This window comes from Tessaracoccus yangjingae (assembly GCF_055326235.1).
In genome coordinates this window covers 18,498-34,882 of the sequence record NZ_JBUZNN010000007.1, presented here as the reverse complement: position 1 = coordinate 34,882, position 16,385 = coordinate 18,498, and the positions used below count along the sequence as shown (strand labels likewise).

15 protein-coding genes are annotated in these 16,385 nt (G+C 69.8%); 5 read left to right on the top strand and 10 right to left on the bottom strand.

Annotated features, from left to right (window positions below; all coding sequences use genetic code 11):
• Positions 1-128: 128 nt before the first annotated feature.
• The 8 genes from ACZK5D_RS11150 to ACZK5D_RS11115 form a co-directional block, all read right to left on the bottom strand.
• Positions 129-767, bottom strand: coding sequence for an SIMPL domain-containing protein (locus tag ACZK5D_RS11150; RefSeq protein WP_463665317.1), 639 nt, complete (start codon positions 765-767; stop codon positions 129-131).
• Positions 768-1,446: 679 nt separating this feature from the next.
• The gene (locus ACZK5D_RS11145; RefSeq protein WP_463665316.1) at positions 1,447-1,974 is read right to left on the bottom strand and encodes a DciA family protein; all 528 of its coding nucleotides are present in this window, start codon (positions 1,972-1,974) and stop codon (positions 1,447-1,449) included.
• 732 nt (positions 1,975-2,706) lie between these two features.
• Positions 2,707-3,861, bottom strand: a complete 1,155-nt coding sequence (recF, locus tag ACZK5D_RS11140) for a DNA replication/repair protein RecF (RefSeq protein ID WP_463665315.1) — start codon at positions 3,859-3,861, stop codon at positions 2,707-2,709.
• 133 nt (positions 3,862-3,994) lie between these two features.
• Entirely contained in the window at positions 3,995-4,876 is an 882-nt protein-coding gene (gene gnd, locus ACZK5D_RS11135; protein WP_463665314.1) for a phosphogluconate dehydrogenase (NAD(+)-dependent, decarboxylating), read from the bottom strand.
• A 36-nt stretch (positions 4,877-4,912) separates the two neighbouring features.
• On the bottom strand, positions 4,913-6,073 hold the full coding sequence (gene dnaN / locus ACZK5D_RS11130; protein WP_458995559.1) for a DNA polymerase III subunit beta: 1,161 nt from the start codon (positions 6,071-6,073) through the stop codon (positions 4,913-4,915).
• 140 nt (positions 6,074-6,213) lie between these two features.
• Complete coding sequence (locus tag ACZK5D_RS11125; RefSeq protein ID WP_463665313.1) at positions 6,214-8,778, bottom strand: ABC transporter permease; 2,565 nt, start codon at positions 8,776-8,778, stop codon at positions 6,214-6,216.
• Positions 8,779-9,696 (bottom strand): ABC transporter ATP-binding protein, encoded by a 918-nt coding sequence (locus ACZK5D_RS11120; protein WP_463665312.1) that lies wholly within the window; start codon positions 9,694-9,696, stop codon positions 8,779-8,781.
• A 290-nt stretch (positions 9,697-9,986) separates the two neighbouring features.
• A complete protein-coding gene (locus ACZK5D_RS11115; RefSeq protein ID WP_458995556.1) occupies positions 9,987-10,154 on the bottom strand; it encodes a DUF8730 family Cys-rich protein in 168 nt (55 codons plus the stop codon).
• A gap of 74 nt (positions 10,155-10,228) precedes the next feature.
• Here ACZK5D_RS11115 and ACZK5D_RS11110 point away from each other — a divergent pair, with 74 nt between their 5' ends.
• A complete protein-coding gene (locus ACZK5D_RS11110) occupies positions 10,229-11,863 on the top strand; it encodes an FAD-dependent oxidoreductase (RefSeq protein ID WP_463665311.1) in 1,635 nt (544 codons plus the stop codon).
• 314 nt (positions 11,864-12,177) lie between these two features.
• On the opposite strand, the gene ACZK5D_RS11105 is transcribed toward ACZK5D_RS11110, so the two are convergent.
• Positions 12,178-12,459, bottom strand: a complete 282-nt coding sequence (locus ACZK5D_RS11105; RefSeq protein ID WP_458995554.1) for a metal-sensitive transcriptional regulator — start codon at positions 12,457-12,459, stop codon at positions 12,178-12,180.
• Between the two features lie 226 nt (positions 12,460-12,685).
• Positions 12,686-14,059: a chromosomal replication initiator protein DnaA gene (dnaA, locus tag ACZK5D_RS11100; RefSeq protein WP_458995553.1), complete on the bottom strand. Its 1,374-nt coding sequence runs from the start codon at positions 14,057-14,059 to the stop codon at positions 12,686-12,688.
• A gap of 344 nt (positions 14,060-14,403) precedes the next feature.
• Between dnaA and rpmH the strand changes: the two genes are divergently transcribed.
• The 4 genes from rpmH to yidC are packed head-to-tail and all read left to right on the top strand — an operon-like array spanning position 14,404 to position 16,330.
• Positions 14,404-14,541, top strand: a complete 138-nt coding sequence (gene rpmH / locus ACZK5D_RS11095) for a 50S ribosomal protein L34 (protein WP_182781119.1) — start codon at positions 14,404-14,406, stop codon at positions 14,539-14,541.
• A gap of 14 nt (positions 14,542-14,555) precedes the next feature.
• Positions 14,556-14,906 (top strand): ribonuclease P protein component, encoded by a 351-nt coding sequence (gene rnpA / locus ACZK5D_RS11090; RefSeq protein WP_463665310.1) that lies wholly within the window; start codon positions 14,556-14,558, stop codon positions 14,904-14,906.
• Complete coding sequence (gene yidD / locus ACZK5D_RS11085; protein WP_458995551.1) at positions 14,900-15,199, top strand: membrane protein insertion efficiency factor YidD; 300 nt, start codon at positions 14,900-14,902, stop codon at positions 15,197-15,199. Before rnpA ends, yidD begins: the two co-directional genes overlap by 7 nt.
• A complete protein-coding gene (gene yidC / locus ACZK5D_RS11080) occupies positions 15,200-16,330 on the top strand; it encodes a membrane protein insertase YidC (RefSeq protein ID WP_458995550.1) in 1,131 nt (376 codons plus the stop codon).
• Positions 16,331-16,385: the final 55 nt, after the last annotated feature.

Genomic DNA, 16,385 nt, shown 5'->3' with positions numbered 1-16,385 from the left:
ACTGGGACTGACGCGGGTTTCGCCTGCCCGCGTCAGGGATGGTTGTGACCCGGATTTCCTCCCAGGAGGAGGCCTGCCAAGTCGCCCTCGGGTGTTTCGCGGAGAGGAGGTGAGTGATCCGTGGTTGGTCAGGCGGCGGTGAACTCCACCGTGAGGCTGACGGAGATCTCCACGTCCTGCGGGTCCAGATCGATCGACGGCGCCGAGTCCATCATCATCTCCCGCGAGGCCTTCCGGGCGAACGCGACCGGCGCGATGCCGCCACCCTGGTCCTGGATGGCCACGGCCTCGACGCCGCCCCGGCGGGCCGCCGTCGAGATCCACTCGGCGCGACGGTGGGCGTCGTCGAACGCATCTGCCAGGGCCCGTGGCTGCACCTCGGCCAGGGTCGACTCACGGAGACGCCAGTCCAGCCAGCCCACCTGGACGCCAGGTGTCGCGGCGAGCTCCCCCAGCAGCTCCCCGAGGGCGGAGAGCTCCAGCACCAGGAACGAGCCGCGGACCTCTGCGGTGTGCTGCGGCGGCTGCGGCTGCCCGCGGGTGTTGAGCGGGGTGGAGGTCCAGGTGCGGAGACTGGTGAGCTTGATGTCGCGGACGGTTCCGGTGGACGCCGCGGCCTCGAGGCGCGCCCTCGTCCGGTCCGTGACGGAGGCGGTGTCGGCGACGACAGAGTCGCGGTCCGGGCCGGTGAAGCCGAGGGTCAGGTTGACCGCGACGCACTCGGCAGGGAGGCTGATCCGGCTGGTCCCGGTGACGGTGATGCGCATGCGCCCAGCTTAGGAGCCGGGCGAACGCCGCGCGCCGTTCGGTGACGCGCTGGGGATTCGTCGCGTGCCGGACGCCGTTCCCTGGGTGGGCCGGGCCCCTTCCCCCTGGTTGGGCCGCGCCGAGCCGCCTGCGGCTCAGCGCGTGTCGACTTGGGTTGAGCCGGGCCGAGCCGCGAAGCGGCCCAGCCCGCGCCGAAACCACCCAACTGACACCAGTCCATGGAGTTGGCCGAGGTTCTCGCGATCGGAGCTCTCGCTGTGTGGTGCCGGGAGCCCTGACACGAGGCCCGTGCGGCCCTTGTCCGCCGTCACCTTGTCGGCCGCGTGCTTGTCGACGGTTGGGTAGTTGAGGCCGCCCGGGCCTCGTCCCACGTCTCCCGTCACTCGTCTGCCTATGGCGTGGCCAGCTCCGGGCGGGTGCCGGCAGGGCGGCCCTGGCTCGAGCCTGCTTCAGGCGGGTTCTTCCGGGTGCCCCTCGGGCTGGGCATCCCTGCGCCCAGCCGCCCTCCCGGCCCCCACCCTCCTGCGCATCTCACGTCTGTTCGTCGAGCAGCGCCCCTGCTGGCCCACACAGATCGCAGCCCATCCCTTCCGCTGGGTGAGCCGCGCCAAGCCGCCTGCGGCTCAGCGCGTGTCGAAACCATCCCGCGCCAGTCCGTGGACCCCGCCGTCCGCTCTCCTATCCGTAGGTGTCACGCGGACCGCGACCCTGCACGGCCCGGTTCCCCTTCTTCCAGCTCGGGGCCTTGGGTCCGCGGAACTCGACACGCAGCACCGTCTGCTCGCCCAGAGCGCGGTTGAGGCGCGCGACGATCTGGGACGAGGCGTACTTCATGGCGGCGGCCCAGGAGGTGGAGTCGCAGTCCACGATGAGCACACCGTCGGCGTAGTTGACCGGCGTCGAGTGCTGCGCGTTGGACTCGCCCACCAGTTCTGGCCAGCGTCGCAGAACGTGCGACAGGCTGATCCGCCGCTGCCATCCCCGGGCCTGGATGACCGAGTTGAGGACGTCGCCGACGAGCTGCGGGTCGCGGTCGTCGGGGCCGGCGCCGGAGCGTTGCTGCTCCATGGGCCGTTGGCGACGGCGGGGGGTCCTCGGTGCGGACAGTTCCGGGAGCACGACGCCGTAAGCCGCCGATTCGACGGCGGCGCGGGCGATCTCCGAGGCCAGGTCCAGCCCTGTGGGGTCGTGCGCCTCCTCGCTCATGCCGCCGAGACTACTCGCGCGGGACAGGCCCCGAGATCGCGGGTGAACTCGGTAGGGCCGGAGGGCGACGCGCTATTCCCTGGCCAGGGAGGCGCTGTGCGACGAAGCGGACGTGGGATGCGCAGGAGGGTGGGTGACGGGAGATTGGCTAGGCGTAGGAAGGCACTGTGCGACGAGCCAGACGTGGGATGCGCAGGAGGGTGGGGGTCGGGAGGGCGGCTAGGCGTAGGAAGGCACTGTGCGACGAGCCAGACGTGGGATGCGCAGGAGGGTGGGGGCCGGGAGGGCGGCTGGGCGCAGGGATGCCCAGCCCGAGGGGCACCCAGAAGAACCCGCCTGAAGCAGACCCGAGCCAGGGCCGCCGTGCCGGCACCCGCCCGGAATGACCGCGCCATGGGCAGACGAGTGCAGGGAGACGTGAGGCGAGGCCCGGGCGGCCTCAACTACCCGGCCCAAGACCAACATGCGACCGACAAGGAGACGGCGGACAAGGGCCGCACGGGCCTCGTGTCAGGGCTCCCTGCACCGACGGCGGGACTTGACCGACGCGGCGTCGGGGTCGGGTCCACACGAAGCCAACGTTGGTTTCGACACGCGCGGAGCCGCAGGCGGCTCGGCGCGGCTCAACCAGCGGGAAAGGGCGCGGCTCAACCAGCGGAAAGGGACTCGGCGCAGCTCAACCGCGGGAGGGCTCCCGGCACCGACAGTGGTACCCGGTCTTTGGAGAGGCGGTCAGGCGGGGGGTTCGGCGGTGACGGTGCCGGAGTCGACGCGGAAGCGACGCTCCGCGGGGAAATCGGGCACGTCCGCACCCACGGCCGCCGTGATCAGCACCTGCTCGGCGTCGGCGATCGCCGCGGCCAGACGCTCCCGCCGCGACACGTCAAGCTCCGCGAACACGTCGTCCAGCACCAGCACGGGCTCCACGCCGTCGTCGCGCACCAGGGTGAACCCGCCCAGCCGCAGGGAGAGCGCCAACGACCACGACTCGCCGTGCGACGCGTACCCCTTGGCGGGCAGTGCGCCGATCCCCAGATCCACGTCGTCGCGCTGCGGGCCCACCAACGTCACGCCCCGCGACACCTCGTCCCTGCGCAGCCGTTCCATCGCCCCCAGCAGGCGGTCGCGCAGCGCGGCGCGGACGTCCGCCTCCTCCGCCACGCCGTCGAGGTCGAGGACCGTCTTGTAGGCCGCCGAGATCTGGTTGTTGAGCGGGGCGATGGTCTCGTAGGCGCGCTGCGCATGCGGGACCACGTCCGCCAGCGTGTCGAGGCGCGCGTGGAGCAGCTCCGCGCCCAGGGTGGCGAGCTGGTCGTTCCACACCTCCAGCGTCACGTCCTCGTCGCCGCCGCTGGGCACGAACGACCGGCCCGCCATCGCCTTGAGGAGGGCGTTGCGCTGCTTGAGCACCCTGTCGAAGTCCTGCCTGACCCCCGCCATGCGCGGCCAGCGCGTCACGACGAGCGAATCCAGCCACGCCCGACGGTCCGACGGGTCCCCGCGCACGATGGCCAGGTCGATGGGCGAGAACACGACGGTGCGCAACGCGCCGATCAACTCCCGCGGCCGGGCCAGCGGCGCCCGGTTGAGCCGCGCCACGTTCGAGCGGCCCGACGCGATCTCCAGCTCCAGCGAGATGACCCGCGGATCCTCACGGCCCGCCTGCACCTTTGCCCGCACCACCGCCGTCTCCGCGCCGGCCCGGATCAGCGGCGCCGTGGCCGCGACCCGGTGCGAGGACATGGTGGACAGATACTCCACCGCCTCCACCAGGTTGGTCTTGCCCTGCCCGTTGGACCCGACGAACACCGTCACGCCCGACGACAGCGCCAGCGACGCCTGCGTGTAGTTGCGGAAGTCGGTCAGTGCGAGCTCGGTGACGAACACCCGGTGTCCTGCGTCAGAAGTGGGTGGATGAAGGGCGGTGTCACAGCAGATGCGTCGCGGGGTCGACGAGCCGGGCAAGCGCGGCGAGCCCCCTGGGCGTCGGGCGCAGCGGACCTCGGCAGGTCACCGACCATCAGTCCTTCGACGGCGCCACCGCGTGGCCGCCGAACTGGTTGCGCATGGCCGCGACCATCTTCATGGCCGGCGAGTCCTCCTGCCGCGACACGAACCGCGCGAACAGGCTGGCCGCGATCGTCGGCACCGGCACCGCGAGGTCGACGGCGGCGTTGACGGTCCAGCGACCCTCGCCCGAGTCCTCCGCGTACCCCTCAATGCCCTCCAGGTGGGGATCCGAGTCAAGAGCGCGCACCATGAGGTCCAGCAGCCAGGAGCGGATGACGGTGCCCTCGCGCCAGGACTCGAACACCTCGGGCACGTTGGTGACCACGTCCGAGGCCTCGAGCAGCTCCCAGCCCTCGGCGTAGGCCTGCATGAGGCCGTACTCGATGCCGTTGTGCACCATCTTCGCGAAGTGCCCCGCGCCGCTCTCCCCCGCGTGGACGAAGCCGAACTCGCCCTCCGGCTTGAGCGCCTCGAAGGCGGGCATGGCCAGCTCGACGGCCTCCTTCGGCCCGCCCACCATGAGCGCGTACCCGTTCTCCAGGCCCCACACGCCACCTGAGGTGCCGACGTCGACGAAGTGGATCCCCTTGTCAGCGAGGTAGGCGGCGTGCCGGGCGTCGTGGGTCCACTTGGAGTTCCCGCCGTCGATGATGACGTCGCCCGACGACAGGAGCGGCTTGAGCGTCTCGATGAGCGAGTCGACGGCCTGGATGGGAACCATGAGCCAGACCACGCGGGGACCCTCGCCCAGCTGGGCGACGAGGTCCGCCTCGTCCTTCGCGTCGGAGATCTCAGGATTGTGGTCCAGGCCGACGACCTCCACGCCCCCGCGGCGGAGCCGCTCGCGCATGTTGCCGCCCATCTTGCCGAGACCGATCAGACCGATGCGCATGTGGGCTCCTTCAGTGGCGGGATGGCGGGGGATGGGTCAGCCGGGCAGGCGCATGAGCATGATCACGTGCCGGTAGTCGGTGAGCGGGTCACCGTCGGCCGTGGGCAGGCCCATGATCAGGCAGGGCTTCCCGGGCAGCGTGAACGAGAACTGCGCGTAGGGCGCGTCCAGGGCGGTCAGAGCGTCCAGCAGGTAGTGGGGGTTGAAGCCGGCGTCCGTGATGGACTGCTCGTCCCCCACCACGCTGACCTCGGCCTCGATGGCCTCCGACGCCTGCGCCTGGTCACCCGTGGCGGCCTCCAGCGCGATGTGGTCCTCGTTGATGCGCATCCGCAGCGGCGTGTTGCGCTCGGCCACCAGCGACACGCGCTTCACGGCCGCCAGCAGGTCTGCCGTGTTGACGCGGACAGTGACGGTGGCGTCCACGTCCATGAGGTGGCGCACCTTCGGGAACGCCTGGCTGAGCAGGCGGGTGGTGGCCTCGCGGGAGCCCTTGGAGCTCTGTCCGATGAAGCCGGCCAGGCCCTCGCCCTCGGCCTCGGTGGTGGAGAGGGAGATGGTGACCTTGTCACCCGAGGTCATCGACTTGGCGGTGTCCGCGAGCACCTTGCCGGGCACGAGGACGGCGCCCTCCACCGACGGCGACGACGGGTGCCAGGTGAGCTCCTTGAGCGCCATGCGGTAGCGGTCGGTGGCCAACAGCGACAGCGACTCCCCGTTGATCTCCACCTTCACGCCGGTGAAGACGTTGAGCAGCTCGTCGCGGCCGGCGGCCACGAACACCTGGCCCACGGCCTTCTCGAACGTGGCCGCGTCGACGTCGCCCGTCTGGGTGGGCATGTCCGGCAGCGTGGGGTACTCCTCCACGGGGAGCGTCTGGAGGGTGAAGCGCGCCTGGCCGCAGGTCAGCTCCACCTTCGAGTGGTCGGCGACGAGGTCCACCGGCTTGTTCGGGAGGGAGCGCGCGATCTCGGCGAGCAGGCGGCCGGAGACCAGGACCGTGCCCTCGTCGTTGACCGTGGCCGGCATGACGACCTTGGCGGAGGTGGTCGAGTCGAAGCTGCTGAGCGTCAGGCCGTCGGCGTCCGCCTCCAGCAGCATGCCGGCGAGGATGGGCGCCGTGGGGCGGGTCGGGAGGCTGCGCGCCACCCAGGCGACGGCGTCTGCCAACGCGTCCCGCTCAACTCGAATCTTCACAAAGCACCCCTTCGATTGCTGCCTACCTGCCCTCGACGCCCCCGCTGGCGGCCTGGGAGGGTCACACGATCATGACGGCATCGTGGACGCCGTCGCCTGCATCATAGCCGGGCGGCTGGCCCCCCATGCCGGCCGGAGCGCTACTCAGTGGCGATCGACTCGAGCACGTTGAGCCGGGACGCGCGACGCGCCGGGCCCACCGCCGCGAGCACCCCGAACAGGGCCGCGACCACGACGAACACCCCGAGCTGCAGCCACGGCACCACCAGCGTGTCGATGCCGTCGTCGCGCAGGAGCGTAACCAGCACGGTGCCGAAGACGCCGCCCAGGACCACGCCGAGGGTGGCGCCCAGGGTGGCCACCATCACCGACTCCAGGGTGACCATGCGGCGCAGCTGCGGCCGGGTCATGCCGACGGCGCGCAGGAGACCCACCTCGCGGGTGCGTTCCATCACCGACAGGCCCAGCGTGTTGATGATGCCGAGCACCGAGATCACGACGGCGAGCGCCAGCAGCGCGTACAGGATGGAGAAGATCTGCTGGAACTGGGCCACCCGCGCCTCCACGAACTCCGCAACGTCAGCGACCACCACGGTGGGCAGCTCTGCGGTGGCGTCCTCGAGGCCCTCGCGCACTGCGGAGAGGTCCGCTCCGGGCTCGGTGAAGATGACGACCCGCTGCACGAGCGAGGGGTCCCCGAGTTGGGCGAAGGTGTCCAGGTCAACGACGAGGTCACCCAGCGGGGGCGGCCCGCCGCCGCCGTCGTGGAAGCCGGTGACGAGCAGCTCGACGGTGCCGCCGGTGGGGGTGGGCAGCTCGAGGAGCTCCCCGAGGCTGAGGTCCTGCTCGTCGGCGAAGTCCGTGGAGACCACGACGGGGGGAGCTCCGCCGTCGCCGCTCAGCGACCCGGCGACGATCTCCAGGCTGCTGGCACGCTCGAGGCCCTCCTCGCTGGCGCCCGTCAGCTGGACGGGCTCACCGTCGATGACGGCCGCCCCGCGGAAGAACTCGTAGACCGCCTCGACCCCGTCGACCTCCCGCGCGGAATCGACGACGCCGGCGTCGAACGGCTGGTAGGCCACGGGGCTGATGGTGAAGTCTCCCCGCTGATCGGCGGTCAGCCGGTCCCGGATCGAGGTGGTGGTGCTGGCGGCGAGGATGGCGACGGTGGCCACCAGGGCCAGCCCGATCATCAGGGTGGCGGCCGTCGCGGCGGTGCGGCGGGGCTGGCGCACCGAGTTGAGGCGGGCCAGCCTGCCCACCTCCCCGAACAGCGCGCGGTAGGCGTGGCCGAAGAGCCAGATCAGGGGTCCGCCCACCACGACGGCGGCGAACACCATGCCCACGAGGAGCAGGACGGCGCCCGCGCCCGCCCATACGAGGGGCTGCGGCACGTCGAGCCAGAGGGCGCAGATGAGGGCGGCGATCCCGATCTCGATCATGCCCACGCCCAGCAGCGGGAGCCCTCCGAGACGCTCGGGGCCGGACTGCTGGGAGGCGGCCATGGCCTCGACGGGTCGGGTCCGCGACGCCTTCCGGGCGGGCAGCAGCGCCGCGACCACGGTGATCAGGATGCCGATGGTGTACGACGCCACCACCGACTGCCAGGTGAAGGTGGGCACCGCGGTGCCCAGGTCGATGCCGAAGACCCGCATCACCGCGAGGATCCCCCAGGCGAGCCCGTACCCGACGAAGAGGCCGACGGTGGCGCCGATGACGCCCACCACGAACGCCTCCGTCAGCACCGACGAGCGCACCTGGGCGCGGGTGGCGCCGATGGCCCGCAGCAGGGCGAGCTCGCGCGAGCGCTGCGCGACCAGGATGGAGAACGTGTTGAGGATCAGCAGCGTGGCCACCAGCAGGGCGATGCCGGCGAACACCAGCAGGAACGTGTTGACGAAGCCCAGCCCGACGTTGAGCTGCTCCTGGATGGTGTCCGAGAGGGCGTCCCCGGTCTCCGCGACGAAACCGTCCGGCAGGACCTCCTGGACCGCCTCAGCCACGACGGCGGGGTCCGCGTCCGGCTCGGTCTGCACCCACGCCGCGTAGAACCCGGGCCGGCCGTCCTGGATGATCGCCTGGGCCTCCTCCAGCGTGAAGAACAGGTAGCTCGCGCCCGCCGTGGCGCCGGCCCCGTAGGTGCCGAGACCGACGATGGTGTAAGTCCTGATGCCGTCCACAGGGGTGGCGACGTTGAGGCTGTCGCCGACGACGAACCCGCCGCGGGTCGCGGTGGCCGGGTCCAGCATCACCTCGTCCGACGCCTCGGGCACCCGACCCTCGACGAGCCGGGCGCCCACCTGGCCGCCGGCCGCCGGGACGTCGATCCAGTTCATCGCGATCCCCGGTGCACCGGGGAACATGATCAGGCGGTCGTCCTTGTCGAGGGGGAACACCTGGCTGCTGGACACGAGGCCGGCGGCCTCGCGGACGCCGTCGACGGCGCCGATGGCCTCGATCTCCTCGGGGGTGAGCAGGATCTGGGCCAGCCCCGCGGTGGGGTCGAACCCCTCGATGCCGGTGGCCTCGGGCGAGACGTTGACGTCCGCCAAGGCGCCCTTGACCAGCTGGTCGAAGCTGGACGACAACAGGTTGGTGAACAGGAGCGAGCCTGACACGAACGCCACGCCCAGCACGATCGACAGCGCGCTGAGCAGGAGGCGGACCTTACGCGCCCAGAGCGACTTCCAGGTGGCGTGCAGCATCTAGGAGTCCAGGGAGGCGCGGCGCGCGATGGACCGTTCGAGGGTGGACTCCACGTCGCCGGCCACGTCCGGGCTCTGGAAGGTGGGGGCCGCGCCGCCGTCGCGGTAGACGGCCGCCCCGTCGGCGCCGACACCGTCGACCTCGGCGGGCTCATCCGCCACCGGTTCCGGGGCTCCGTGGGTGGGGGTGTGCCGCGGGTAGATGTGCGACATGGCGCCCAACAGGTCCTCTTGGGTGGCTCCGCGCATCTCATGCACGATGTGCCCGTCGGAGAGGAACACGGCGCGGTCCGCGTAGCTGGCGGCGTGCGCGTCGTGGGTGACCATGACCACCGTCTGGCCGAACTCGTCGACGCTGCGGCGCAGGAAGTTGAGCACCTCCGTGGCCGACGTGGAGTCCAGGTTGCCGGTGGGCTCATCGCCGAACACGATGTGCGGGCGGTTCATCAGCGCTCGTGCGCAGGCCACGCGTTGCTGCTGGCCGCCGGACAGCTCGGATGGCTTGTGCGTGAGCCGATCCCCCAGGGCGAGGACGTCGACGATGCGGTCGAACCACTCCTCGTCGACCTTCTTCCCGGCGATGCGCAGCGGCAGCACGATGTTCTCCCGGGCCGTGAGCGTGGGCACGAGGTTGAAGGCTTGGAAGATGAAGCCGATCCGGTCGCGGCGGAGTTCGGTGAGCGGGGTGTCGGCGAGGGTGGAGACCGCGGTGTCTCCCAGGTACACCTCGCCGGAGGTCGGTGTGTCGAGCGCGGCCATCAGGTGCATGAGCGTGGACTTGCCGGAGCCGGAAGGGCCCATGATGGCGGTGAACTCGCCGTCGACGATGTCGAAGTCCACGTCGTCGAGCGCCGTCACCACGGCAGATCCGGACCCGTAGATCTTGGTCAGGCCCCTGGCCCGCGCTGCGATGCTCACGCCCCAAAGGTAGCAGCGCCTACCAGATGCCTCAGGGGCGATTTTCGACGGTTCCCGGCGTTGACCACAGCCCTGACTTTGAGGGGATTCTTGTAATTACTTAACAGCTGTACTCATAGGGGCTGTGGATCTGGTGGATAACCCGCGTCCGTGCTTGTCAACGCCGATTCCCAGGTGTGGACCAGCTGTGGACGGATCGAAAACTACACGTGGAGTATTTGTGGAGAAGGCCGGGGTGGGAAGTTATCCACACCCCGGCCCCGGCCTGTCTCACATGGTTGTCCGCAGCGTCAGCGGCCCATGATCCGGCTGAAGAATCCGTTGTCCTGGCTCTGGGTGGATTGGTGACCGCCGCACCACTGGCCGGCCGGCACGGAGCGCTTGACGGCATCCACGTGGTTGCCGCATCCGGCCCAGGTGGTCTTGCCGCACTGGCGGCACTTGACGGGACTGCACATGATGATCTCCTTGGTTGATGTCTCGGGTCACCCCGGTTCGCCAACCATACCCCCTGGGGTATAGGGTTTTCAACATGAGAGTTGTTGTGGTCGGTGGAGTTGCTGGTGGGATGAGCGCGGCGGCGCGGTTGCGTCGTCTGGATGAGTCCGCGGAGATCATCGTGGTGGAGAAGAGCGGCTACGTGTCGTTCGCCAACTGCGGGCTGCCCTATCACGTGGGAGGGGTGATCGAGGACCGTTCGGCCCTCCTCCTGCAGACGCCGCAGGCGCTCCACGACAGGTTCCGCCTCGACGTCCGGGTGGGCGTGGAGGCCGTGCAGATCAACCGCCAGGCCAAGGAGGTCGTCGTCCGGCACGTCGCCGGCGGCCGCGAGGAGATCCTCGCCTACGACAAGCTCGTCCTCTCCCCCGGCGCCAAGCCCCTGATGCCGCCCATCCCCGGTATCGAGCGCGCGCTGCCCCTGCGCAACGTCGAGGACACCGACCGGATGGTCTCCGCCGTCGCCGGCGCCCACACGGCCGTCGTCGTGGGTGGCGGATTCGTCGGGCTCGAGGTCGCCGAGAACCTGCTGCACCGTGGGATGCAGGTGGCCGTCGTCGAGGCCCTGCCCCAGGTGATGGCCCCCCTTGACCCTGAGATGGTCGCCCCGGTGCACGAGGTCATGCGCGCGGCGGGCATCGATCTCAGGCTCGGCTCCGGCGTAGTCTCCATCGGCGAGAAGGACGTGACCCTGGCCGACGGCACGGTGCTCCCGGCCGACGTGGTGGTCGCGGCCATCGGCGTGCGGCCGGACACCGAGTTAGCGAAGGCTGCAGGCCTGCGGGTCGGCCCGCGCGGCGGGCTGCTCGTCGACGAGCGTCAGCTCACCAACGACCCCTCCATCTACGCCGTGGGCGACGCCGTCGAGAAGGTCGACGCCCTGAGCGACGAGTCCGTCCTGGTCCCGCTGGCCAACACGGCCAACCTCCAGGGCCGACGGGTGGGCGACGACATCGCCGGCCGCGGCCGCCCGGCCCGCCCGGTGCGCGGGACGGCCATCGTGGGGCTGCTCGGCCTCCAGGTCGCGGCCACGGGATGGAACGAGAAGCGGCTGCGCGCCGCCGGCCGCGAGTACCTCGCCATCCACACCCATCCCTCCTCGCACGCCACCTACTACCCCGGCGCCTCGTCGATGGCGCTCAAGCTGCTCGTGGAGCCGGCAACCGGAGAGATCCTCGGCGCCCAGGGCGTCGGTAGGGACGGCGTGGACAAGCGCATCGACGTCATCGCCACCGCGATGGCCGGCGGGCTGAGGGCGGAGGACCTCGCCGAGCTCGAGCTGGCCTACGCGCCGCAGTTCGGCTCAGCGAAGGACGCCGTCAACATGCTCGGCTTCATCGCCGAGAACCGGCTCAGCGGCTGGGAGGACAGCATCCAGTGGCACGAGGTGGCGGAGGCGCAGAACGCCGGCGCCGTCGTCGTCGACGTGCGGACGCCCGGCGAGTTCAGGGCCGGCGCCATTCCGGGCGCGATCAACATCCCGGTCGACGAGCTGCGCAACCGGCTGGACCAGGTCCCGGGCGGCGACGTGCCCCTGATCCTGCACTGCGGGGTGGGCATCCGCAGCCATGCCGCGCTCTCGGCACTGAAGAGCTCGGGCCGGAAGCTGCTCAACCTCGACGGCGGCTACACCACGTGGAAGGCCGGCGCGGGTATCGCGGTTTCCTGACCCGCCCCGGGGTCGCGGTGCCCTGGTCAGGGTGGGCCGGGGGTCGCGGTGCCTTGATCAGGGTCGGCCGGGGGTCGCGGTCCACTGACCCGCCCCGCCTCAGGGCGGACCTGCCCACTCCCCTCGCTCCCGTCACTCCCCCACCCGCCCCTCCCCCGAGGCCCTTCCCCTGGGGCACGACACGCCGTCGGGATGCCCGCCCATGACCCCATGTGGGTCCGGCCTCGGATCCAGGCGGCGTTTCGTGCACGCCGTGGCGCGCGAAAAGGGCCCGAGTCCACCGTCGTGGCTCGGGCCCTTCGTCGTGTCTGAGATCAGGCGAGGCTGAGGAACAGCTTCTCCATCTTGGCGGTGTCCAGCGGATCGGGATCTGGCTGCTCCATGCACTGCCGCAGGCCGACGGCGATCGTGGTGAACCCCGCGCGATCCACCGCCTTGGAGACGGCGGCCAGCTGCATGACGATGTCGTCGCAGTTGCGCCCCTCCTCGATCATGCGGATGATCCCCCCGATCTGCCCTTGGGCGCGCTTGAGGCGCATGACCACCGACGTCATCTGTTCCGGGTCGAGCTGCATGGGGTCTTCCTCCGCGTCCATAACCCGAGTATACCCCCACCGGTATAGGTAGGCCTAGCTGCTCGGGCGGCGGGTTTACCCCGCAGGGGTCTATTGTCACGCCGACGGTGACCGCAGACAACCACACCCCGGACTACCGGGCGATCGGCGTCCTGAGTCAGAGGCCCGCCGAGCTCATAGGGACACGAACGGGGGAACGGTCCGGCTGCGGAGCGCAGGGATAGGGGTCCCCCATCCGGGTGACGCCCTAGGACTGCTTGATCTGGTTCGTGAGCTCGGTCACCTGGTTGAACAGGTCGCGGTCCTGGCCGATCTTCTCGTTGATCTTGCGCACCGCGTGCAGCACCGTCGAGTGGTCGCGGCCACCGAAGCGGTGGCCGATCTTCGGCAGGGACATGTCGGTGAGCTCGCGGCACAGGTACATCGCGATCTGCCGGGCCGACGCGATGGTGGCGACGCGGCTGCTGCCCGTCAGATCCTCCAGGGAGATGGAGAAGTACCTCGCGGCAGCGTCCATGATGGTCTGCGCGTCGACGGGGGCCGCGTCGTCGGGCATGAGGTCGTTGAGCACCTGCTCGGCGAGCCCGACGGTGATCTCCTGCTGGTTCAGGCTGGCCAACGCCGCGACCCTCGTCAGCGCGCCCTCCAGCTCGCGGATGTTGGTGGGGATCCGCGAGGCGATGAGCTCCAGCACCTGCGTGCCGGCGGTCAGCCGCTGCGACGCGACCTTCTTCCGCAGGATGGCGATGCGGGTCTCGAGGTCCGGCGGCTGGATGTCGGTCATCAGGCCCCACTCGAAGCGGGACCGCAACCGCGGCTCCAGCGCCTCCAGCAGCTTCGGCGGGCGGTCGGAGGTCATCACGATCTGCTTCTGCGCGTTGTGCAGCGTGTTGAACGTGTGGAAGAACTCCTCCTGCGTCTGGATCTTCGACTCCAGGAACTGGATGTCGTCCACCAGGAGCACGTCGACGTCGCGGTACGAGCTGCGGAACTCCGCGGTGCGGTTCGACGAGATGGCGTTGATGAAGTCGTTGGTGAGCTCCTCGGTGGAGACGTACTTGACCCGCAGCTGCTCGTAGTAGCTGGTGACGTAGTGGCCGATGGCGTGCAGCAGGTGCGTCTTGCCCAGGCCGGAGGGCCCGTAGATCATCAGCGGGTTGTACGACTTGCCCGGCGTCTCGGCGACGGCGGCCGCCGCGGCGTGCGCGAACCTGTTCGACGAGCCGGCGACGAAGGACTCGAACGTGTAGCGGGGGTTGAGCCGGACGTCCTGCGGCCGTGACCGGGGAGCGGCGCGGCGCGGCTCCTCGTCGGCGGCCGGGACCGTCTCCGTCGTCGACCAGCTGTCAGCCTGCTGGACCATCTCCGGGTTGATCATGACCGCCAGGTGGGTGCTCTGCCCGCAGATGTCGCTGAGGCGCTCCTCGATCTGGGGGCGCAGCCGGGTCTCGATGCGCTCGCGGGTGGTCTCGTCCCCCACCGCGAGCATCAGGGTGCTGCCGTGCATGTCGAGTGGGCGGGTCCGCCGCAGCCAGGCCTTCGTGGGGGCGTCGGCCGAGGCGATGACCTCGTCCCACAAGCCCGCCAGGTCTGGCGTCGGTGATTCGCTCACCTCACCCACTTCCCGGCGGCAAGTCCGCCATCATCAGTAATCCACAAGGTTGTCCACAAGGGGGTATAACTCACCCTAGCCCCCCGTCGGCCGACCCTCACCTGTGGATAAGCGGGAAGGCAGGACAACGAAGTTAGTACCGTCCGCGCCGCTGCGCAAGGCGATTTGCGCGACACGCCGCTGCGTCACTGGACTACATCAGTGTTATTTGCATGGCGGTGGGTGCCGTAGCCCGGCCGGGTTTGGTCATCGAGCCGTCTGGCACGTATCGTTGACCAGTCGCCATTGAGGCGGCCTCTTCCCCCCTGCCCATCAGGGCAGTTGTACACCAACGAAACTGAGCGAGTAATCCCATGACTAAGCGCACGTTCCAGCCGAGCAACCGCCGTCGCAGCCGTACCCATGGCTTCCGCGCCCGCATGCGCACCCGCGCCGGCCGCGCCATCCTGTCGGCCCGTCGTGGCAAGGGTCGCACCGAGCTGTCGGCCTAAGAGGCCGGGCGTCGGTGCTGCCAGGTCCACGTCGGATCAAGAAGCCCGCTGACTTCGGTGTCACCGTCCGGCACGGCTCCAGAGCAGCCACCCCGACAGTCGTGGTGCACGTGAAGCGCATCACCGATCAGAATCCACCCGACGCGAGCCGGGTGGGTTTTGTTGTCTCCAAGAAGGTGGGCAACGCCGTCACCCGCAACCGGGTCAAGCGTCGGCTGCGGCACCTCGTGGCCGAGCTGGAGACACCTGTCGCGGCGGACGTGGTGGTCAGGGCGTTGCCCGAGGCCGCCGTCGCGCCCGACCGCCTGGGCGCCGATCTGGCCAGCGCCTGGCGTCGCGCGTTCGTCAAGGCGGCCGCATGCTGAGGTACCCGCTGATCTGGTTCGTCAAGGGGTGGCGCAAGTTCGTCTCCCCCTCGTACGGGGACGTGTGCAAGTACCACCCGTCGTGCTCCAGCTACGGCCTCACCGCCCTGGAGACGCACGGCGCCGTCAAGGGCGTGTGGCTCACCGCGAGGCGGCTCGTCCGCTGCCACCCGTGGGCGGCCGGCGGCGTCGACTATGTACCCGGGACGCCCCAAGCGGCGGCCTGGGCCGAAGAGATTTCCAACGAATCACGGGACCCGCACGGGTCCCAACCGAAGACTGAGGTGGCTTAAGTGGTCGATCTGCTGGTGACGCTGAACATCTGGGACAGCTTCTACGGAGTGCTGTCCGCCATGATGCAGCCGCTCTACTGGGCCGTGTCCGGCCTCGTCGTGTTCTTCCACTGGCTCTACACGCCGCTGTTCGGTCCGAACGGCGCCGAGTCGGGCTGGAACTGGACGCTGTCGATCATCAGCCTCACGGTGGTGATCCGCACCCTCCTCATCCCGCTGTTCGTCAAGCAGATCAACTCCGCCCGCAACATGCAGCTGCTCCAGCCGAAGATGGCCGAGCTGCAGAAGAAGCACGGCCACGACCGGGAGAAGCTCGGCCAGGAGACCATGAAGATGTACCGCGAGGAGGGCGTCAGCCCCACCGCGTCGTGCCTTCCACTGCTGCTCCAGATGCCCATCTTCCTGGCCCTCTTCCGAGTCCTTGAGGGCGTGTCCTCGGGCAACGTGCGCGGACACTTCTTCAAGATCAACCCAGACCTGGTGTCGTCGCTGCAGAACGCCGAGATCTTCGGCGCCCGCCTTGCGGACCGCATCTTCCCCATGACCTCGTTCGGCGCCACGCAGGCCGTTGGCATCGTCCTCGTGGTGGCCATGGTCGCAGTGTTCTTCGTCACCCAGCTCCAGCTCATGCGCAAGAACCTGCCCCCGGAGTCGCTCACCGGCCCCATGGCTCAGCAGCAGAAGCTGATGCTGTACTTCTTCCCCATCGTTTACGCCGCGTCGTCGGTGGTCATCCCGATCGGCGTGCTGATCTACTGGCTCACCTCCAACCTCTGGACCATGGCGCAGCAGGGCCTGCTCATCCGCAACAACCCGGCTCCCAACACGCCCGCGTTCATCGAGTGGGAGGAGCGGATGCTGGCCAAGGGCAAGGACCCGCAGGCCATCATGCTGGCCCGCGCGGAGAAGCGTCGCCGCACCCCGAAGAACGGCAACGGGGCCGTGGCGTCCCGCCCCGTCGCGAAGGCCACGACTGTGGCTGAGGACGGCTCGACGGTGGAGACCGAGGAGCCGACGAAGGTAGCCCGCCAGCAGGTCACGCGCCAGACGGTGCGCACCGAGGACGGCAAGCAGGTCGTCACGCGTCAGCAGCCCAAGCAGGCATCGCGTTCGGCGCGCAAGAAGAAGTGACCGACTCCGAGGCGCTGACGCCCACCCCCACAGAGACCACCACGCCCCCACGCGG